Below are 18,167 nucleotides of genomic sequence, written 5' to 3'. Positions count from 1 at the left end.
GGTGTTGCCCGCTGCGCGGACCTGTCGCACGATGCGAAAAAACGAAGGAGCGCGTGTCGATGACGACCCCACCCGCCCGGCGGCGCCCCGGCTCAGGGCAACACGACGAGGCCCGGCGCGCCAGCTTCCACGCGGCCGATGACCGCCGCCTGCCCGAAGCCTTCGTTGCGGAAGATCTCCAGCACCGCCTCGACCGCCTCGGGCGCGCAGCTCACGAGCAGGCCGCCCGAGGTCTGCGGGTCGGTCATGAGCGCCTGCGCGGTGGCCGGCAGGCCTTCGTGCAACTGCACGTCGGCGCCGTAGCCCGCCCAGTTGCGGCCCGACGCGCCGGTGACCAGCCCGCCGCCGGCCATGGCGATCACGTTGTCGAGCAGCGGTACGCGCGACCATTCGACCACCGCCGCGAGCCCCGCGCCGCGCGCGAGTTCGAGCGCGTGGCCGGCCAGGCCGAAGCCGGTGACGTCGGTCAGCGCATGCACGCCGTCGAGCGCCGACAGCGCGATGCCGGGCGTGTTGAGCTTGGTCGTGTTCTCGATCAGCTGGCGGTAGCCGGCCTCGGACAGCTGCTGCTTCTTGAGCGCCGCCGACAGCACGCCCACGCCCAGCGGCTTGCCCAGCACCAGCACGTCGCCCGCCTGCGCATCGGCATTGCGCCGCACGCGCTTGGGGTGCACCAGCCCCATCGCGACCAGCCCGTAGATGGGCTCGACCGAATCGATGGTGTGGCCGCCCGCAATGGGAATGCCGGCCGCGCGGCACACGTCCTGCCCACCGCGCACGATCTCGGCGATGACCTCCACCGGCAGCTGGTTGATCGGCATGGCGACCAGCGCCAGCGCCATGATCGGGCGCCCGCCCATCGCGTAGACGTCGCTGATCGCGTTGGTCGCGGCGATGCGGCCGAACTCGTAGGGGTCGTCCACGATGGGCATGAAGAAATCGGTGGTGGCGATCAGCGCCTGCTCGTCGTTGAGCCGGTAGACTGCCGCGTCGTCGGCGGTCTCGATGCCGACCATGAGCTCGGGCGGAATCAGCCCGCCCGCATGGTTCTTGAGGATCTGCGACAGCACGCCCGGCGCGATCTTGCAGCCGCAGCCGCCCCCATGCGAGAAGCTGGTGAGCCGCAGCGGCGCCAACGGATTCAGGAGCTTGGAAGGTGCGGCTTCGATCATGGCAGCGGGTCGGTCGAATGGAACAAGCCGCGATTATCGAAGCCTGCACCGCCGTCTGCCCGAGTGCCCCGACACACCCTTTTCTTTTTCCACTGAACGCGTCATCACACCATGCAAACGAAACAAACCGTGTCCCGGCTCGCGCTCGCGCTGGCCCTGTCCCTCACCGCCGTGGGCGCCTTCGCCCAGGGCGTGCTGCGCGTGTCGGCCATTCCCGACGAGGCGCCCACCGAGCTGCAGCGCAAGTTCACGCCGCTGGGCGACTACCTGAAGAAGGAAACCGGCATGGACGTGCAGTTCACGCCCGTGACCGACTACGCCGCCGTGGTCGAAGGCCTGGCGACGAACAAGATCGACCTGGCCTGGCTGGGCGGCTTCACCTTCGTGCAGGCGCGCATCCGCACCAACGGCGGCGCGGTGCCGATCGTGCAGCGCGCGGAAGACGAGGTGTTCACCAGCAAGTTCATCGTGCCGATCGACAGCCCCGCCAAGACCCTGGCCGACCTGAAGGGCAAGACCTTCGCCTTCGGCGCGCCCTCGTCCACCTCGGGCAGCCTGATGCCGCGCTACTTCCTGCTGCAGGCCGGCATCAACCCCGAGAAGGACTTCAAGACCGTCGCGTTCTCGGGCGCGCACGACGCCACCGTGGCCTTCGTGGCCGCCTCGCGCGCCGAAGCGGGCGTGCTCAACGCCTCGGTGTGGGACAAGCTGGTCGAGGCCAAGAACCCCAACGCCGCCAAGGTGCGCGTGCTGGCCACCACGCCGACCTACTACGACTACAACTGGACCGTGCGCCCGGGCCTGGACGCCGCCGTGACGAAGAAGCTGACCGACGCCTTCCTGAAGCTGGACCCGGCCAACCCGGCGCACAAGGAGATCATGGCGCTGCAGCGCGCGAGCAAGTTCATTCCCACCAAGTCGTCGAACTACGACGGCATCGAGACGGCGGGCAAGTCGGCCGGCCTCATCAAGTGAGCGGAATGCGCGGATGAGTTTTTCGCTCGACAGCGCAGGCGTGGTGCACCCCAACGGCCAGCGCGCGCTGGCCGGGGTGACGCTGGCCGCGCGCGACGGCGAGCGCATCGCCGTCATCGGGCCTTCGGGCGCGGGCAAGACCACGCTGCTGCGCGTGCTCGGCGCGGCGCTGCGGCCCGGTGAAGGCCAGGTGCAGGCGTTGGGCCAGCACCCGTGGCGGCTGCCCGCCCGCGCGCTCAAGCAACTGCGCGCGCGCATCGGCACCGTGCACCAGGCACCGCCGATCGCGCCGCGCCTGCGCGTGGTCACGGCCGTGCTCGCGGGCCGGCTCGGCCAATGGTCGACGGCGCGTGCGCTGGGCTCGCTTTTCTATCCGTCCGACATCGCAGGCGCGCACGCGGCGCTGGCCCGGCTCGCGCTCGAAGACCGGCTGTTCGACCGCTGCGACCGCCTCTCGGGCGGCCAGCTGCAGCGCGTGGGCATCGCGCGCGTGCTGTACCAGCGCCCCGCGCTGCTGCTGGCGGACGAGCCGGTGTCGGCGCTCGACCCCACGCTGGCGCATGCGGCCGTGGGCCAGCTGGTCGCGCAGAGCGAATCGACCGGCGCCACGCTGGTCGCGTCGCTGCACGCGGTCGACCTGGCGCTGCGCTGGTTCCCGCGCATCGTGGGCATGCGCGACGGGCAGGTCGCCTTCGACCTGCCGTCCGCCGAGGTGACGCCGGCGCTGCTCGAAGCGCTCTATGCGAGCGAAGGCGGCGTGGCGACGCAAGGGCCGCTGCCTGTCGCGCCAGTGGCCGGCACCGCCGAGCCAGCCTTCCATCGACCGGACTGCCCGTGACGGCGACACTCGCCCGCCCCGCCCTGCGCGATCCGCATGCGGGCCGCCGCCTGGCCGGTTGGCTCGCGGCGCTGGCCGTCGCCTGGCCGGTGCTCGCGCTCTCCGAATTCAAGCCCTGGGCGCTGTTCGGCAGCGGCAACCTCGCGGTCATCGGCGGCTTTCTTGCCGGCTTCTTCCCGCCCGACAGCTCGCCGGCCTTTCTCGCGCTGCTCGCCAAGGCCACGCTCGAGACGCTGGCCATGGCCACGGCCGGCACGGCCATGGCGCTGCTGATCGGCGCGCCGCTGGGCTTCGTGACCACGCGCGCGCTCTCCATCTCTCGCATCGGACCCGGCCCTGGTCGGCTGCAGGCCGGCGTCGTCCGGCAGGCGGCGCGCTGGCTGCTGATGGTGCTGCGCGCCATTCCCGAGATCGTGTGGGCGCTGCTGTTCGTGCGCGCGCTCGGGCTCGGCCCCGCGGCCGGCGTGCTGGCGCTGGCCATCACCTACGGCGGCATGCTGGGCAAGGTCTACGCCGAGATCCTCGAATCGACCGACACGCGCCCCGCGCGCGCCCTGCTCGAAAGCGGCAGCGGCCGGCTCGCGGCGCTGTGCTACGGCCTGCTGCCGCACACGGCGCAGGAGCTGGCCTCGTACACCGTGTACCGCTGGGAATGCGCGGTGCGCGCCTCGGTGGTGATGGGCTTCGTGGGTGCGGGCGGCCTCGGGCAGCTCATGGACCAGTCGATGAAGATGCTCAACGGCGGCGAGGCCAGCAGCATCCTGCTGGTGTTCCTCGCGCTCGTGCTGCTGGCCGACATGCTGAGCAACGCGCTGCGAAAGCTCCTGGCATGACGACGCTGCCGCCACGCCCTCCTTTGTGCCTGCGCTGCTGGCTCGCCGTGGGGCTGATCGCCGCGGCCGTGGTCGCGAGCTTCGTCTACCTGGGCATCGACTACGGCGCGCTGGGCTCGGCCGAATCGCTCCGGCTCATGGGCGAGTTCATCGCCGAGTTCTTCCCGCCCGACGTGTCGCCCGAGTTCCTGGCCAAGGTCGGCCACGGCGCGCTGCAGACGCTGGCCGTGTCGGCGCTGGGCACCGTGCTGGCCGCCGTGGCGGGCGCCGTGCTCGCGCTGCCGGCCTCGGGACGCATCGGCGGGCCGCTGCGCCACGGCGCGCGCTTCGTGCTCAACTTCTTGCGCAGCGTGCCCGAGCTGGTGTGGGCCGCGCTGATGGTGCTGGCCGCCGGCATCGGGCCGTTCGCGGGGGCGCTGGCGCTGTCGCTGCACACGACCGGCGTGCTCGGCCGCCTCTTCGCCGAAGCGCTGGAGAACGCGCCGCGCGAGCCCGAGCAGGCGCTGGCGCTCTCGGGCGCCGGCCCGGTCGCTGCCTTCAGCTACGCCAGCCTGCCGATCGTGCTGCCGCAGTGGGTGGCCTACACGCTCTACCGCTGGGAAATGAACATCCGCATGGCGGCCGTGCTGGGCTTCGTGGGCGGCGGCGGGCTGGGCCAGCTGCTGTACTTCCACCTGTCGATCTTCCAGCAGCAGCAGGCGATGACGGTGCTGATCGCGATGTTCGTGCTGGTCACCTTTGTCGACTTGGCGAGTGCTCGCTTGCGAAAAGGCTTAGGTCCCGCCTACGCCTGAGTGGCCGACAATCGGGGCATGAGGTCCCTTCAGCCATGAGTCATCGCCAGCCCGTTCGGGTGGCGGACCGCCACGCCTTCGATTCGATCATCGACGCCCGCTCGCCCGCCGAGTTCGCGCTCGACCACATCCCCGGCGCCATCAACTGCCCGGTGCTCAACGACGAGGAGCGCCACATCGTCGGCACGGTCTACGTGCAGACCGGCGCCTTCGAGGCGCGCCGCATCGGTGGTGCGATGGTGGCGGCCAACATCGCGACGCACCTGCGCGACACGCTGGCCGACCGGCCCGAGAAGTGGAAGCCGCTGGTCTACTGCTGGCGCGGCGGCATGCGCAGCGGCTCGATGGTCACCTGGCTGCGGCTCGTGGGCTGGGACGCGCAGCAGCTCGCGGGCGGCTACAAAAGCTTTCGCCGGCACGTGATCTCGCAGCTCGACGCGCTGACGCCGCAGCTCGACCTGCGCGTGGTCTGCGGCGCCACCGGCAGCGCCAAGACGCGCGTGCTGCACGCGCTGGCCGAACGCGGCGCACAGGTGCTCGACCTCGAAGACTTCGCCAACCACAAGGGCTCGCTGCTCGGCGCGCTGCCGGGCGTGCCGCAGCCTTCGCAAAAGCACTTCGAGACGCGCATCGCGACCGTGCTCGAAGCCATCGACCTCTCGCGCCCGCTGTATGTCGAGGGCGAGAGCGTGCGCATCGGGCGGCTGTCGCTGCCGCTGTCGCTCGTGGCGCAGATGCGCGCCGCGCCGTGCATCGAGGTGGAAGCCACGCCCGAGGCGCGGCTGGCCTACCTGCTGCGCGACTACGCCTACCTGGGCGAAGACCGCGCGGCGCTCGCCGAGAAGATGGGCGTGCTCAAGGAACTGCAGGGCAAGGAAACGGTGACGCGCTGGCAGCAGTGGGCCCACGAGGCCGACCTGCCGCACCTGTTCGCCGAGCTGATGTCCTTGCACTACGACCCGCACTACCAGAAGTCGCAGGAGACGCACTTTCGCGCGTGGACGAAGCGCCAGCGCGTGGGGGCGACCGACCTCTCGGATCAGGGCATCGAGGCCGTGGCCGACGCGGTGCTGGCGCTCGGCGCACCGAGCCCGTCGGCGTAAAGCACGCCGCGCGGCGCGCGGCACAGCCCCCAGAAGCGCAGGCCGCTGAGCTCGGCCATGCGCACGCCCATCGCGGTCGGCGCCGAGATGGTCGCCATCGCCGCGATGCCCAGGCGCGCGCACTTGCGCACCAGTTCGTGGCTGCCGCGGCTGGACATCAGCACGAAGCCGGGCTCCTGCAGCCGATTCGCACGCGCCAGCGCGCCGAGCAGCTTGTCGAGCGCGTTGTGGCGGCCCACGTCTTCCATCAGGTCGGTGAGTTCGCCGTCGACCGTGGCCCAGGCCGCCGCGTGGATCGCGCCAGCTTCGGCGTTGAGCACCTGGCGCGGCGGCATGGCGGCGAAGGCGCGCAGCACGGTGGCCAGGTCGATGCGTTCGATCCAGTCGCGCGGCGGCACGCGCTGCGGCGACAGGTCGAGCCCCGCGAAACTTTCGACGCCGCACACGCCGCAGCCGGTGCGGCCCGCGAGGCTGCGGCGCCGGTCCTTCAGGCGTTCGAAGCTGCGCGTGGACACTTCGAGCTGCACCTCGATGCCGGGCATGCCTTCGGGCAGGCCCGCATCGAGGGCATCGACCGTTCGCACGTCGATGCCGCGGCAGTCGGCGGCGCTGTCGAGGATGCCTTCGCTCAGTGCAAAGCCCAGCGCGAAGGCTTCGAGATCTTGTGGCGTGGCCATCATCACCGCGTGCGAGACGCCGTTGAACACCAGCGCCACCGGCACCTCGGCGGCCAGCGTGTCGTCGCGCACCACGCCCTCCGGCGCGAGGCCGCGCTCGCCGAAGACGTGCACGGCATGCCGCGCGAGGGGCGGCAGGGCGTCGGGTTCGGGGGTGTTTTCCATGGCCGCGGCCATTGTCCGCTCAGTCTCGGCTGTCGTCAGCCGGCAGGCTCTCGACCACCGCGCGCCCGACGTCGGTGAGGTGCGCGACCCAGCGATCGTCCAGCTGCACCACGCGCACCCAGCCCGGTCCACGCACGCCGCCCAGTGCGGCATCGCCCATCAGCGTGAGCTGGCGCATGACCACGCTGGCGCCCTGCCCCAGCCGCTTGCCCAGGCGCGGCAGCGACATGCCGCCCTCGCCCGGGGCTTCGGCAAGCGCGCGCAGGATCGCGATGGAAAAAGCGTCAGCGTCGAACCCGGAATCGCTCATGCCGCCACGGCGTCGGCCTCCGCCGCGACCGGCGCCACATGCAGCGACAGCACCACGGGAATCGACTTGGAGGTCGGCGTGCCCGCGTTCTCGGCCACCGACGACAGCGGCACCAGCGGGTTCGTCTCGGGGTAGTAGGCCGCGAGATTGCCGCGCGGGATGTCGTAGGCGACCAGCTTGAAGCGGTCGGCGCGGCGCTCCTGCCCGTCGCTCCACACGGTCTGGATGTCGACCCAGTCGCCGTCCTTCATGCCGAGCTGGCGGATGTCGTCTTTGTGGATGAACACCACGCGACGCTGGCCGAACACGCCGCGGTAGCGGTCGTCCATGCCGTAGATGGTGGTGTTGTACTGGTCGTGCGAGCGCGTGGTGAGCAGCGTGAACACCAGCGTGTCGCGCTGCGACGCAAAGCGCGCGCGGGCCCGATGCGCGTGCGTGTCCAGCGGCACGGCGTGCGTGAAGAACACGGCCTTCTTCGACGCGGTGGCCCACACGCGCTCGCTCGCCGTGTTGCGCAGGCGAAAGCCGCCGGGGTGCGCCACGCGCGCGTTGAAGTCCTTGAAGTCGTCGAACACGGCTTCGATCTTGTCGCGGATGCGGGCGTAGTCTTCGACCAGCCAGAGCCACGGCGTCTTGCTGCGCGCGCCGATGGTGGCCGCTGCCAGGCGCGCCACGATGGCCGGCTCGGACAGCAGGTGCTCCGACGCGGGCGGGTTGATGCCCATCGAGATGTGGACCATGCTCATCGAGTCTTCGACCGTCACGCCCTGCGGGCCGTTCGCCTGCATGTCGATCTCGGTGCGGCCCAGGCACGGCAGGATGAGCGCCTCGCGTCCGTGGATGATGTGGCTGCGGTTGAGCTTGGTCGTCACGTGCACCGTGAGGTCGCACTGCTGCAGCGCCTTCCAGGTCTGGTAGGTGTCGGGCGTGGCAGCCGCGAAGTTGCCGCCCAGCGCGAAGAACACCTTGCCCTTGCCGTCGAGCATGAGCTGGATCGCCTCGACCGTGTCCACGCCGTTCTGGCGCGGCGGCTCGAAGCCGAACACCTGCTGCAGCCGGTCCAGCAGCGCGGCCGGCGGCTTTTCCCAGATGCCCATGGTGCGGTCGCCCTGCACGTTGCTGTGGCCGCGCACCGGGCAGGCGCCCGCGCCTTCGCGGCCCATGTGACCGCACAGCATGAGCCAGTTGCCGATCATCTGGATCGTGGCCACCGAATGCTGGTGCTGCGTGATGCCCATGCCCCAGCAGGCGATGACGCGCCTGGCGCCCAGGTACACGTCGGCCGCCGCGCGGATCTGCGCTTCGCTCAGGCCCGACTCCTGCACCAGCAGCGGCCACGATTCGGCGCGCAGGTCGTCGGCCAGCGCCTCGAAACCGAGGGTGTGCTCGGCGATGAATGCGTGGTCGAGCACCGAGGGCTCACCGCGCGCCACCGCCGCGTCTTCGCGTTCGACGACGTGCTTCATCATCCCCTTCACCGCCGCGAAGTCGCCGCCCACGCGCAACTGGAAGTAGTGCGTGCTGATCGGCGTGGAGCCCAGCGTGGCCATCTCGAGCTTGTCCTGCGGATCGGCAAAGCGCTCCAGCCCGCGCTCGCGCAGCGGGTTGAAGCTCACGATGCGCGCGCCGCGCTTGGACGCCGCGCGCAGCTCGCCGAGCATGCGCGGGTGGTTGGTGCCCGGGTTCTGGCCGAAGATGAAGATCGCGTCGGCCTTCTCGAAGTCTTCCAGCGTGACCGTGCCCTTGCCCACGCCCAGCTGCGGGCGCATGCCGCTGCCGCTGGGCTCGTGGCACATGTTCGAGCAGTCGGGGAAGTTGTTGGTGCCGTACTCGCGCACGAACAGCTGATACAGGAAGGCCGCCTCGTTGCTCGCGCGGCCCGAGGTGTAGAAGATGGCCTGGTTCGGGTCGGGCAGCGCGTTCAGGTGCTGCGCAATGCGCGCGAAGGCATCGTCCCAGTCGATGGGCACGTACTTGTCGCTGGCCACGTCGTAGGCCATGGGGTGCGTGAGGCGGCCCTGGTCTTCGAGCCAGAAGTCGCTCTGCTGGGCCAGCTCGGCCACGGTGTGCTTCGCGAACAGCTCCGGGCCCGCGCGCCGCGCGGTGGCCTCGGCGGCCACGGCCTTCACGCCGTTCTCGCAGAACTCGAAGGTCGAGGCATGGTTGCGGTCGGGCCAGGCGCAGCCGGGGCAGTCGAAGCCGTCGGGCTGATTGGCCGAGAGCAGCGTCTTCGCGCCCTTGACCGGAATGTCCTGCCGCAGCAGCGCATTCGTCACGCTGCGCAACGCACCCCAGCCACCGGCGGGGCCCTTGTAAAACTCGATCTTCTGCTCGCTCATGGCGGCAGTGTTGGCCTGCGGGGGCGTGGCGTCAAATTGAATCGGGACATGCGGCGATTCAAAATGGAAATGACGGGGGAAGAAAACGGCGCTCAGGCCCCGCGCGCGCCGCCCATCAGCAAACCCCTCAGCTTGCTGCGCAGCGGCGTCTCTTCCACCTCCTGCACCCCGGCAATCTCCCGCAGCGCAAAGTCGCGGCTGTCGGCGTTGTGCAGGTCGATCTCGCGCACCACCTGCCCGTCCTTGTAGACAAAAGCCACGTCGGCCAGGGCGAGCACGTCCTCGATGTCGTGCGTGATCATCAGGACCGGGATGCCCCATTGCTTGCGCACCTGCGCGAGCTCGTTGCGCAGCTCGGCGCGCAGCATGGGGTTGAGCGCGGCAAAGGGTTCGTCGAGCAGCAGCACCTGCGGCTCGCAGGCCAGCGCGCGCGCCAGGGCCACGCGCTGCTGCTGGCCGCCCGAGAGTTTCTGCGGCCGGCTGTCGGCCAGCGCGGCGAGGCCGAAGCTGGCCAGCAGCGCCTGCACGCGCTCGGCGTCGCGCGCCGGCAGCGTGCGCCGGTGCCACGCAGTGAGCCCGAAGGCCACGTTCTCGCGCACCGTGAGGTGCGGGAACAGCGCGTAGTTCTGGAACAGGTAGCCGATGCGGCGCGCCGGCGCGGGCACGTCGATGCGCTGCGCGGCGTCGTACAGCGTGCGGCCGTCGAGCCGCACATGGCCCGCCGACGGATGCAGCAGGCCGGCGATGGCCTGCAGGGTGAGCGACTTGCCGGCCCCCGAGGGGCCGTAGAGCGCGGCGAAGGGAACGTCGGTCTGGAAGCGCACGGCGAGGTCGAAGCGCCGGGCCCCGTCCTTCACCGTGAGCTGCAGATCGACATCGATCATGGCTTGCCGAAACCGTAGCGCGTGAGCACTTCTTGCGCGGCCGGTGTCGCGAGGAAGGCGATGAAGTCGCCGGCCAGCGCCTTCTGCTTGCTCTCGGCCACCACGGCGATCGGGTACGTCACGGGCGTGTGGCCGGTGGGCGTGAAGGCGACCTTGACCTTGTCGCCGGCCACGGCCGCGTCGGTGCGGTACACGAAGCCGGCCTCGACCTCGCCACGGCTCACGTAGTCGAGCACCTGGCGCACGCTGTCGGCCTGCACGAACTTGGGTTCGAGCGCGGTCCAGAGCTTGGCGTTGTCCAGCACCTGCTTGGTGTAGCGGCCGACCGGCACGGTGGCGGTCTTGCCGACGGCGATCTTCTTCACGTTCGCACCGCTCAGGTCCTGCAGCGACTTCAGGCCGACGGCGCCCTGCGCGGGTTCGACCAGCACGAGGCTGTTGGTGACGAAGTCCTTGCGGGTGGCGGTGTCGATGAGCTTCTGGTCGTTGCCGCGGTTCATGGTTTCCTGGTCGGCGCTGGCGAACACGTCGACCGGCGCGCCCTGCCCGATCTGCTGCAGCAGCACGCCCGAGGCGGCGAAGTTGAAGCGCACGGTGCTGCCCGCCTTGGCGGCTTCGAACTTGGGACCGATTTCCTTGAACGCGTCGGTCAGGCTCGCGGCGGCGGACACGGTGATCTGCTGCGCGGCGGCCGCAAACGGCAGGGCCAGGGCAAGCACGACGGACAAAAGACGCAGCGGACGCATGGGCACAGTCTCCTGGAAAAAGGGGGAATCAACGAAGCGAAAAGAAGCGGTTCGACACGACCAGCACGGCAATCGACAGCACCGACGTGACGACCACCAGCAGCAACGCCAGGTCGTCATGGCCGGCCTGCACGGCGTCGTAGATGGCCATCGACAGGGTCTGGGTCTGCTTGGGAATGGAGCCGGCCACCATCAGCGAGGCGCCGAACTCGCCCATGGCGCGCGCGAACGCGAGCAGCGTGCCGGCCAGGATGCCGGGCCAGGCCAGCGGCAATGTGACGCGCAGGAACACCGAAAACGGCGACTGGCGCAAGGTGCTCGCGGCGGCCTCGAGCGAGCGGTCGACGTTCGAGAACGCCGCGCTGGCCGACTTGAGCACCAGCGGCAGCGCCACCACGGCCGACGCCACCACGGCGCCGTGCCAGCTGAAGATGATGGTGTAGTCGAAGTGCTCGCGCAGCCAGGCGCCGAGCGGGCTGCGGCGCCCCGCCGCCACCAGGATGGCGTAGCCGATCACCGTGGGCGGCAGCACCAGCGGCAGCATGAACACGGCCTCGAGCACGCCCGAGCCGGTGAACTGCTTGCGTGCGAACACCCAGCCCAGCGCCACGCCCGCGACCAGCGCCAGCAAGGTCGCGACCGCCGCGACCTGCAGCGACAGGACCAGCGGCGACCAGTCGGTGGTGGCGATGAGCGAAGAAGTGGTCGTCGTGTTCATTGAGATACGGCGCAATTGTTACATGAGCGGCCTTCTGGTTCCCACGGGGATGCACGGATGCGCCGGTCTTCATATACTGGCGAATACAGCGTTGGAGACTTTGTCCATCCGCCCCATGCGCCTTTCCCCTCATGACACCGTTGTCCGCTCGACCTCCGGCAGGCCCGAGCTTCGCCATGTGACGCAGGTGCACGAATGGCGCATCGAGCGCACGCTGGACGCCGGCGGCTTCGTGCTGTCGATCATCGCGCCGGGCGGCGAGAGCCAGTCGTTCCTGGTGGCGCCGGGCGACGCGCAGGACATCGGCGAGGTGCTGCGCCGCAGCGCCGCGTGGACCGACCGGCGCGGGCCATGACAACGATGTGGCGCCACATGACGGGTGCGGAACGCATCCTCGAAGTCCTGCTGACACGGCGCTCGGTGTCGCCGCGGCGGCTGCAATCGCCCGGCCCCAACCCCGACGAACTCGACGCCATCCTTCAGGCCGGCCTGCGCGCGCCCGACCACGGCGGGCTGCATCCGTGGCGCGTGATCGAGTTCCGCCCGCAGAACCGCGAGGCGCTGGCCTGGTGCTTCGAACAGGAAAAGCTGCGCCGCGATCCGCTCGCCAGCCCGACCGACCTGCGGCGCGCCCGCGAGCACGCCACGCGTCCGCCGTTGCTGCTGGGCTTCGTGGTGTCGCCGCGCGAGCGCAGCAAGATCCCCGCGCGCGAACAGTGGCTGGGCGCCGGCGCGGCGCTGGGCAACCTGCTGGCCGCCGCGCACCAGCTGGGCTACGGCGCCATCGTGCTCAGCGGCGAGCGCTGCTTCGACGAGACGCTGGTGCGCCAGGTCGGCGTGCAGCCGGGCGAGCACCTGGCGGGTTTCATCAGCATGGGCACGATCCGCGAGGCGCCGCCGCAGGCGCGCGAGACGCTGTCGCAGGACGTGTGGTCGTGCTGGCAGGGCGACCTGCTGCCGGGCGCAGCCGGGGGCGATGCATCAACCGACGGCGATCAGTCCATCCTGCCGTCGGAGCGCGTGCGCGGCAGCTGATCGAGCCGCGCGCCGAACCAGCCCACGCGCTCGGTCTCGCGCACGTCGAAGCGCGGCACGTAGGGCTTGATGTCGAGCACGGGCGTGCCGTCGATCATGTCGTTGCCGCTGAAATGCAGCGTCGTGCCTTCCACCGCCGTGAGCCGCACGATCGACAGGCCCAGCCGGTTGGGCCGCGCGGGTGCGCGCGTGGCGAACACGCCGTGCGTGGCGTCGTCGAGAAAAGGCACCACCTCGAGCCGTTCGTGCGCGCAGCGGTGCAGGTGCGTCACGAGGATCAGGTAGTCAAAGCCTTCGATGTCGCGCAGCCCCGGCGCGAACTCGGCGAACACCTCCAGGCGCCCCACTTCGTCGGGCGCGCCGGCCGTCTGGATGGGCATGCCCGAGGTCTCGGTGAAGCGGCTGCGCACGATGCCGACCGGGCGAGACGACGGGGTCGATGTCGGCGGCGTTCATGGGGCCAGCAGGCGCGTGAGCGCGCGAACGTCCGCCGCCGTTGCGAGGCGCGCGGCATTCTCGATGGCGCGGTAGCGCTTCACGATGTCCTCGCCCACGGGCGTGAGCGCCGTGCCGCCGCCGCGCGAGCCGCCGGCGGCGGTGTTCACGGCCGGCGAGGCCAGCGTCTGGTTCATCTCGTCGATCAGCATCCACGCGCGGCGGTACGACATGCCGAGCAGGCGGGCCGCCGCCGAGATCGAGCCGGTCTCGGCCACGGCTTCGAGCACGGCGATCTTGCCGGGGCCGATGGCGATGGTGTCGTCCCGGTAGATGCGCAGGCGGAACTGGGCTTTGGATTTCATGATGGCGGGAAGGGTAAACCATCCGGGGTGCCGCGAGCACCCGTTGCCCGGGCTACGCGGCGTCGAGCGCGCCGCTGTGCTGGCGCGCCTGCGCCTGCCATTCGGGCGTCTGCAAGAAGGCCAGCGCCGCATCGAGCGCCCGCGCGGGCCGCACGCCCTCCTGCGTCATGAAGCCGATGGGCGTGCGCACCTCGGGCGCCACCAGCGGCAGCGCCTCCAGTTCGCGGTGGCTGCGCACGGCCGCCACCATGGCGCCGGGCAGCACGCTGCTGACGGTGCCCGCGCTCACGGCCAGCGCGAGCGTGAGCACCGAGTTGGTCTCGATGGCGGGCGCCACCGCGGCCACGCCGGCCTCGCGCAGGGCCTGGTCGATGATGGCGCGGTTGTGCATGTCGGGCGTGAGCAGGCACAGCGGCAGCTTGCCCGCTTCGGCCCAGGCGATGGGGCGGCCGATGCGCAGCCGGTCGGCCGAGGGCTTCTTGGCGCGCCGCAGCAGGAAGTAGTGTTCGATGCTCTGCGGCCAGGCCTTGAGCTTGACGCCCGGCAGGTGCATGCGCTCCGTGTAGCCCAACGCGAGGTCGACCGACAGATTTTCGAGGCCCGTTTCCAGCTCCTGCGAGCTCATGGAAAGCACGGCCGGCACGATGCCCGGATGGCGCTGCTGCAGCATCGCTGCAAAGCGCGACAGCATCGGGATCGCGGTGGGCACCGCGGCCATGCGCAGCCGCCCGCGCGGGTCGCCGGCTTCGCTGCGCAGCTCCTGCAGCAGCACCTCGTTGTCGCGCAGCATGCGCTGCGCCGTGGCCAGCACGCGCTCGCCTTCGTGCGTGAGGCCCACGTACACGCGGGAGCGCTTGACGATGACGACGCCGAACTCGCCCTCCAGCGCACGCAGCGCATTGGACAGGGCCGGCTGCGTGATGTGGCAGGCCTGCGCGGCGCGGCCGAAATGCTTGTGCTCGCTGAGTGCGACGAGGTAGCGCATCGAGGCGAGCAGGTTCATTGCGTGCGTCCTTTTTCTTCTTGCGGGCTCGCGTCCGGGGCGCCTGCGCAGGCCCTCGCCCTGCCCCGCCTCGGTCTCAGGTGTTCTTGCTGATCGAGATCGTCGGGAACTTCGCGGAAAAGTCCTTCGCCTTCTCCGCGATCCCCACCGCCACGCTGCGCGCCACGGCCTTGTAGAGCCCGGCCACCTCGCCGTCGGGGTCGGACACCACCGTGGGCGCCCCGCTGTCCGCCTGCAGCCGGATGTTGATGTCCAGCGGCAGCGCGCCCAGGTAGGCCATCTGGTACTCGGCCGCCATCTTCTTGCCGCCGTCGGCGCCGAAGATGTGCTCGGCATGGCCGCAGTTCGAGCAGATGTGCACCGCCATGTTCTCCACGATGCCCAGGATCGGCACGCCGACCTTCTCGAACATCTGGATGCCCTTGCGTGCGTCGAGCAGCGCGATGTCCTGCGGCGTGGTGACGATCACCGCGCCCGTCATCGGCACGCGCTGGCTCAGCGTGAGCTGGATGTCGCCGGTGCCCGGCGGCATGTCGACGATCAGGTAGTCGAGGTCTTTCCAGTTGGTCTGGCGCAGCAGCTGCTCGAGCGCCTGCGTGGCCATGGGGCCGCGCCAGATCATGGCCTGGTCGGCGTCGACCAGGAAGCCGATCGACATCACCTGCACGCCGTGGCGCTCCTTGGGCTCCATGTTCTTGCCGTCGATGCTCTCGGGGCGCCCGTCCAGGCCCATCATCATGGGCTGGCTCGGGCCGTAGATGTCGGCGTCGAGCAGGCCCACGCTGGCGCCCTCGGCGGCCAGCGCCAGCGCCAGGTTGGCGGCCGTGGTGCTCTTGCCCACGCCGCCCTTGCCCGAGGCCACCGCCACGATGTTGCGCACGTTGGGCATCAGCTGCACGCCGCGCTGCACCGCATGGCTGATGACCTTGGTGACGATGTTGACCGACACGTTCTCCACGCCCGGCACGGCCTTGGCCGCGGCCACCAGCGACTTGCGGATGGCCGCGTGCTGGCTCTTGGCGGGGTAGCCGAGTTCGAGGTCGAACGAGACATCGCCCTCGGCGATCTGCAGGTTTTTGAGCGAGCGGGTCGCTGCGAATTCTTTGCCGGTGTTAGGGTCCGTGACGCTCTTGAGTGCGTCCATGAGCCCGTCGGGGGTGAGTGCCATTGATCAAACTCCTGAATGGCGGGTAGTCTATTCCGCCCGCCAAGCCCGTACCGGGACGCGCTCATTTCCCGTCCGAAAAACGCCGAAGAAGAAAAGACACCGACGCAATGCCCGAGACAAGCCCCGCCACCGGCCTGCTGCTGACAGGCGGCGGCGCCCGCGCCGCCTACCAGGTCGGCGTGCTCGAAGCCATCGCCGAGATCCGGCGCGACGCCGTGGCGGCGGGTGCGGCCATCGGCGGCGGCAACCCGTTCCAGATCATCACCGGCACCTCGGCCGGCGCCATCAACGCCGCCGCGCTGGCCTGCGGCGCCGACGACTTCGACCGCGTGGTCGCGCACATCGCGCAGGTGTGGGGCGAGTTCCGTGCCGAACAGATCTACCGCGCCGACTCACTCTCGGTGCTCGGCAGCGGCGCGCGCTGGCGCATGCTGCTCGGCCTGGGGCGCTTCGCGGCCAACTGGATGCGCATCAAGCCGAAGTCGCTGCTCGACAACACGCCGCTGGCCGGCCTGCTGCAACGCCTGGTGCCGCTGGACCGCCTGCCGCAGCTCATGCAGCAGGGCCACGTGCAGGCGCTGGCGGTCACGGCGTCGAGCTACAGCTCGGGCGAGCACGTGACCTTCTTCGAGGCGGCCGTGCCGATGGAGCCCTGGGTGCGCTCGCAGCGCCTGTCGGTGCGCGACCGCATCACGCACGCGCACCTGATGGCCTCGTCGGCCATTCCCTTCGTGTTCCCGGCCACCGCGCTGCCGATGCCGCCGGGCCACACCGAGTACTTCGGCGACGGCTCGATGCGCCAGTCGGCGCCCATCGCGGCGGCGATCCACCTGGGCGCGCAACGCATCGTGGTGATCGGCGCGGGCCGCATGCACGAGCCGCGCGACGAGGATGCGCCCAACACCCACAGCGGCTACCCGACCATGGCGCAGATCGCCGGCCATGCGCTGTCGAGCATATTTCTGGATGCGCTGGCGGTCGACATCGAGCGCCTGCGCCGCATCAACCACACGCTGGGCCTGATTCCCGAAGAGGCGCGCGCAGCAAGTGCGCTGCGCCCGCTCGACCTGCTGGTGATCTCGCCGTCGGAGCGCATCGACATGATCGCGGCGCGCCACGTCGACGCGCTGCCGGGCGCCGTGCGGCACCTGCTGGGCGGCTCGAAGGTCGCGGCCGACGTGAAGGGCGGCGCGCTCGCCAGCTACCTGCTGTTCGAGTCGGCCTACACGCGCGAACTCATGGCACTGGGGCGCGCGGACGCGATGCGCCAGCGCGACGAGGTGCTGCGGTTCTTCGGGTGGGTGCCGAAATAGAGGCGCATGCGGCCGGCTGAGTTCGCGCCGCTCAGTCCGCCTCGTCCAACAGCCCCAGCACCACGTCCAGCAGCACGTTCGCGCCCTGCGCCAGGTCGGCGCTCGCCGTGTGCTCCTTCGGGTTGTGGCTGATGCCGCGCACGCTCGGCACGAAGACCATCGCGGCGGGCGCGATGCGCGCCATCATCTGCGCGTCGTGGCCCGCGCCCGAGGTCATGCGGCGGTGGCTCAGGCCGCGGGCGTGCGCGCTGGCCTCGACGAGGCGCACCAGCCGTTCATCGAACTGCACCGGCTCGAAGCGCGCCAGCGTGCGGGTTTCGATGGTCACGCCTTCGGTTGTTTCGAGCTGCCGCAGGTAGTCCGCCAACTCGCCCTCGGCGTCCTGCAGCGTCGCTTCATCGGTGTTGCGCAGGTCGACCGTGAGCGTGGCCCGTGCCGCGATCACGTTGATGAGATTGGGGTGCAGGTCGATCGCACCGACGGTCGCGACCTGGCTGCCGCCGTAGCGGCGCGCCAGCTCGCGCACGAACACCGCAATGGCGGCGGCGCAGTAGCCGGCGTCGTGGCGCAGGTGCATGGGCGTCGTGCCCGCATGGTTCGACTGGCCGGTGACGACGATCTCCTGCCATGAGATGCCCTGCAGGTCGGCCACCGCGCCGATGGTGACGCCTTCGGCCTCCAGCACCGGGCCTTGCTCGATGTGCAGTTCGACGAACGCATGCGGCACCAGCGCGCCGCAGGCCATGTCGCCCGCGTAGCCGATGCGCGCGAGCTCGTCGCCCAGCCGCGCGCCGTCGGTGGCGACGGTGTCGAGCGCCGCGTCGAGCGCGAGGCCGCCGGCATGCACCAGCGAGCCCATCATGTCGGGCATGAAGCGCACGCCCTCCTCGTTGGTGAAAGCCGCAACCACGAAGGGGCGCAGCGTCTGGCGCTGGCGTTCGTTGAGCCAGCGCACCACCTCCAGGCCGGCCAGCACGCCGTAGTTGCCGTCGTAGCGCCCGCCCGTGGCGACTGTGTCGATGTGGGAGCCGGTCATCACGGGTTGGGCGTCCGGCAGCTGGCCGGGGCGGATGCCGAAGATGTTGCCGATGCGGTCGATGCGCACGGTGAGGCCCAGGTCACGCATCCATTGCACGAGCCGGTCGCGGCCCGCGCGGTCGGCGTCGGTGAGCGCGATGCGGCAGACGCCGCCTTGTGCCGTCGCGCCGATGGCGGCGTGCGCGTCGATGCGCGCCATCAACGCGGCTTCGGCGATGCCTTCGCGTTGCAGCCATTGCGCCTGCGCCGCCACGAC

Annotated in this window: 20 protein-coding genes; 8 read left to right on the top strand and 12 right to left on the bottom strand. The window is 70.5% G+C overall.

The genetic code is table 11. The annotated features are described in order from the left end of the window. Window positions 1–92 precede the first annotated feature (92 nt). Window positions 93–1,172: a selenide, water dikinase SelD gene (selD, locus tag AC07OX_RS07250; protein ID WP_062469051.1), complete on the bottom strand. Its 1,080-nt coding sequence runs from the start codon at window positions 1,170–1,172 to the stop codon at window positions 93–95. A gap of 111 nt (window positions 1,173–1,283) precedes the next feature. Between selD and AC07OX_RS07245 the strand changes: the two genes are divergently transcribed. From AC07OX_RS07245 to mnmH, 5 genes are read left to right on the top strand one after another with little or no spacing between them, the layout of a single operon-like run. Further along, a complete protein-coding gene (locus AC07OX_RS07245; RefSeq protein ID WP_062469048.1) occupies window positions 1,284–2,147 on the top strand; it encodes a putative selenate ABC transporter substrate-binding protein in 864 nt (287 codons plus the stop codon). 13 nt (window positions 2,148–2,160) lie between these two features. Continuing rightward, entirely contained in the window at window positions 2,161–2,985 is an 825-nt protein-coding gene (locus tag AC07OX_RS07240; RefSeq protein ID WP_495260782.1) for a phosphonate ABC transporter ATP-binding protein, read from the top strand. Further along, window positions 2,982–3,818 carry a PhnE/PtxC family ABC transporter permease gene (locus AC07OX_RS07235; protein WP_495260783.1) on the top strand — a complete coding sequence of 279 codons (837 nt, stop codon included), beginning with the start codon at window positions 2,982–2,984 and terminating at the stop codon, window positions 3,816–3,818. Before AC07OX_RS07240 ends, AC07OX_RS07235 begins: the two co-directional genes overlap by 4 nt. Then, on the top strand, window positions 3,815–4,612 hold the full coding sequence (phnE, locus tag AC07OX_RS07230; protein WP_495260784.1) for a phosphonate ABC transporter, permease protein PhnE: 798 nt from the start codon (window positions 3,815–3,817) through the stop codon (window positions 4,610–4,612). The genes AC07OX_RS07235 and phnE overlap by 4 nt, the downstream gene beginning before the upstream one ends. A gap of 35 nt (window positions 4,613–4,647) precedes the next feature. Further along, window positions 4,648–5,715 carry a tRNA 2-selenouridine(34) synthase MnmH gene (gene mnmH, locus AC07OX_RS07225; RefSeq protein WP_495260785.1) on the top strand — a complete coding sequence of 356 codons (1,068 nt, stop codon included), beginning with the start codon at window positions 4,648–4,650 and terminating at the stop codon, window positions 5,713–5,715. On the opposite strand, the gene fdhD is transcribed toward mnmH, so the two are convergent. The 6 genes from fdhD to modB form a co-directional block, all read right to left on the bottom strand. Continuing rightward, window positions 5,652–6,557, bottom strand: coding sequence for a formate dehydrogenase accessory sulfurtransferase FdhD (gene fdhD, locus AC07OX_RS07220; RefSeq protein ID WP_495260786.1), 906 nt, complete (start codon window positions 6,555–6,557; stop codon window positions 5,652–5,654). The genes mnmH and fdhD overlap by 64 nt on opposite strands. 19 nt (window positions 6,558–6,576) lie before the next feature. After that, window positions 6,577–6,867: a hypothetical protein gene (locus AC07OX_RS07215; RefSeq protein ID WP_495260787.1), complete on the bottom strand. Its 291-nt coding sequence runs from the start codon at window positions 6,865–6,867 to the stop codon at window positions 6,577–6,579. After that, entirely contained in the window at window positions 6,864–9,206 is a 2,343-nt protein-coding gene (locus tag AC07OX_RS07210) for an FdhF/YdeP family oxidoreductase (RefSeq protein ID WP_495260788.1), read from the bottom strand. The genes AC07OX_RS07215 and AC07OX_RS07210 overlap by 4 nt, the downstream gene beginning before the upstream one ends. 92 nt (window positions 9,207–9,298) lie before the next feature. Further along, on the bottom strand, window positions 9,299–10,090 hold the full coding sequence (locus AC07OX_RS07205; protein WP_495260789.1) for an ABC transporter ATP-binding protein: 792 nt from the start codon (window positions 10,088–10,090) through the stop codon (window positions 9,299–9,301). Next, window positions 10,087–10,836, bottom strand: coding sequence for a molybdate ABC transporter substrate-binding protein (gene modA / locus AC07OX_RS07200; protein WP_495260790.1), 750 nt, complete (start codon window positions 10,834–10,836; stop codon window positions 10,087–10,089). Before modA ends, AC07OX_RS07205 begins: the two co-directional genes overlap by 4 nt. 28 nt (window positions 10,837–10,864) lie before the next feature. Beyond that, a complete protein-coding gene (gene modB, locus AC07OX_RS07195; protein WP_070061481.1) occupies window positions 10,865–11,554 on the bottom strand; it encodes a molybdate ABC transporter permease subunit in 690 nt (229 codons plus the stop codon). 115 nt (window positions 11,555–11,669) lie between these two features. Between modB and AC07OX_RS07190 the strand changes: the two genes are divergently transcribed. Together AC07OX_RS07190 and AC07OX_RS07185 are read left to right on the top strand one after the other, a co-directional pair. Further along, window positions 11,670–11,909, top strand: a complete 240-nt coding sequence (locus tag AC07OX_RS07190) for a hypothetical protein (RefSeq protein ID WP_062478998.1) — start codon at window positions 11,670–11,672, stop codon at window positions 11,907–11,909. After that, the gene (locus AC07OX_RS07185; RefSeq protein ID WP_495260791.1) at window positions 11,906–12,589 is read left to right on the top strand and encodes a nitroreductase family protein; all 684 of its coding nucleotides are present in this window, start codon (window positions 11,906–11,908) and stop codon (window positions 12,587–12,589) included. The genes AC07OX_RS07190 and AC07OX_RS07185 overlap by 4 nt, the downstream gene beginning before the upstream one ends. On the opposite strand, the gene tsaA is transcribed toward AC07OX_RS07185, so the two are convergent. The 4 genes from tsaA to apbC all read right to left on the bottom strand — a co-directional run bounded on the left by tsaA (window position 12,550) and on the right by apbC (window position 15,560). Next, entirely contained in the window at window positions 12,550–13,002 is a 453-nt protein-coding gene (gene tsaA / locus AC07OX_RS07180) for a tRNA (N6-threonylcarbamoyladenosine(37)-N6)-methyltransferase TrmO (RefSeq protein WP_495260896.1), read from the bottom strand. The two genes, AC07OX_RS07185 and tsaA, sit on opposite strands and share 40 nt — an antisense overlap. Before the next feature lie 39 nt (window positions 13,003–13,041). Next, on the bottom strand, window positions 13,042–13,389 hold the full coding sequence (locus AC07OX_RS07175; RefSeq protein WP_062478989.1) for a winged helix-turn-helix domain-containing protein: 348 nt from the start codon (window positions 13,387–13,389) through the stop codon (window positions 13,042–13,044). Between the two features lie 52 nt (window positions 13,390–13,441). Further along, window positions 13,442–14,392 (bottom strand): LysR family transcriptional regulator, encoded by a 951-nt coding sequence (locus tag AC07OX_RS07170; RefSeq protein ID WP_139700229.1) that lies wholly within the window; start codon window positions 14,390–14,392, stop codon window positions 13,442–13,444. Window positions 14,393–14,468: 76 nt separating this feature from the next. Then, the gene (gene apbC / locus AC07OX_RS07165) at window positions 14,469–15,560 is read right to left on the bottom strand and encodes an iron-sulfur cluster carrier protein ApbC (RefSeq protein ID WP_062478984.1); all 1,092 of its coding nucleotides are present in this window, start codon (window positions 15,558–15,560) and stop codon (window positions 14,469–14,471) included. 107 nt (window positions 15,561–15,667) lie between these two features. On the opposite strand from apbC, the gene AC07OX_RS07160 reads away from it, so the two are divergent. Continuing rightward, entirely contained in the window at window positions 15,668–16,873 is a 1,206-nt protein-coding gene (locus AC07OX_RS07160; protein WP_495260792.1) for a patatin-like phospholipase family protein, read from the top strand. A 31-nt stretch (window positions 16,874–16,904) separates the two neighbouring features. On the opposite strand, the gene AC07OX_RS07155 is transcribed toward AC07OX_RS07160, so the two are convergent. Then, window positions 16,905–18,110, bottom strand: coding sequence for a M20 family metallo-hydrolase (locus AC07OX_RS07155; RefSeq protein ID WP_495260897.1), 1,206 nt, complete (start codon window positions 18,108–18,110; stop codon window positions 16,905–16,907). Between the last annotated feature and the right edge of the window lie 57 nt (window positions 18,111–18,167).

The organism is Variovorax sp. GW821-FHT09D07, from assembly GCF_059416345.1.
This window is presented reverse-complemented; position numbering and strand designations above follow the sequence as displayed.

Excerpts from the sequence above, each read along its gene's own strand:
- selD (WP_062469051.1), bottom strand. The coding sequence starts at position 1,172 with ATGATCGAAGCCGCACCTTCCAAGCTCCTGAATCCGTTGGCGCCGCTG.
- AC07OX_RS07245 (WP_062469048.1), top strand. The coding sequence starts at position 1,284 with ATGCAAACGAAACAAACCGTGTCCCGGCTCGCGCTCGCGCTGGCCCTG.
- AC07OX_RS07240 (WP_495260782.1), top strand. The coding sequence starts at position 2,161 with ATGAGTTTTTCGCTCGACAGCGCAGGCGTGGTGCACCCCAACGGCCAG.
- phnE (WP_495260784.1), top strand. The coding sequence starts at position 3,815 with ATGACGACGCTGCCGCCACGCCCTCCTTTGTGCCTGCGCTGCTGGCTC.
- mnmH (WP_495260785.1), top strand. The coding sequence starts at position 4,648 with ATGAGTCATCGCCAGCCCGTTCGGGTGGCGGACCGCCACGCCTTCGAT.
- fdhD (WP_495260786.1), bottom strand. The coding sequence starts at position 6,557 with ATGGAAAACACCCCCGAACCCGACGCCCTGCCGCCCCTCGCGCGGCAT.
- AC07OX_RS07215 (WP_495260787.1), bottom strand. The coding sequence starts at position 6,867 with ATGAGCGATTCCGGGTTCGACGCTGACGCTTTTTCCATCGCGATCCTG.
- AC07OX_RS07210 (WP_495260788.1), bottom strand. The coding sequence starts at position 9,206 with ATGAGCGAGCAGAAGATCGAGTTTTACAAGGGCCCCGCCGGTGGCTGG.
- AC07OX_RS07205 (WP_495260789.1), bottom strand. The coding sequence starts at position 10,090 with ATGATCGATGTCGATCTGCAGCTCACGGTGAAGGACGGGGCCCGGCGC.
- modA (WP_495260790.1), bottom strand. The coding sequence starts at position 10,836 with ATGCGTCCGCTGCGTCTTTTGTCCGTCGTGCTTGCCCTGGCCCTGCCG.
- modB (WP_070061481.1), bottom strand. The coding sequence starts at position 11,554 with ATGAACACGACGACCACTTCTTCGCTCATCGCCACCACCGACTGGTCG.
- AC07OX_RS07190 (WP_062478998.1), top strand. The coding sequence starts at position 11,670 with ATGCGCCTTTCCCCTCATGACACCGTTGTCCGCTCGACCTCCGGCAGG.
- AC07OX_RS07185 (WP_495260791.1), top strand. The coding sequence starts at position 11,906 with ATGACAACGATGTGGCGCCACATGACGGGTGCGGAACGCATCCTCGAA.
- AC07OX_RS07175 (WP_062478989.1), bottom strand. The coding sequence starts at position 13,389 with ATGAAATCCAAAGCCCAGTTCCGCCTGCGCATCTACCGGGACGACACC.
- AC07OX_RS07170 (WP_139700229.1), bottom strand. The coding sequence starts at position 14,392 with ATGAACCTGCTCGCCTCGATGCGCTACCTCGTCGCACTCAGCGAGCAC.
- apbC (WP_062478984.1), bottom strand. The coding sequence starts at position 15,560 with ATGGCACTCACCCCCGACGGGCTCATGGACGCACTCAAGAGCGTCACG.
- AC07OX_RS07160 (WP_495260792.1), top strand. The coding sequence starts at position 15,668 with ATGCCCGAGACAAGCCCCGCCACCGGCCTGCTGCTGACAGGCGGCGGC.
- AC07OX_RS07155 (WP_495260897.1), bottom strand. The coding sequence starts at position 18,110 with ATGGCGCGCATCGACGCGCACGCCGCCATCGGCGCGACGGCACAAGGC.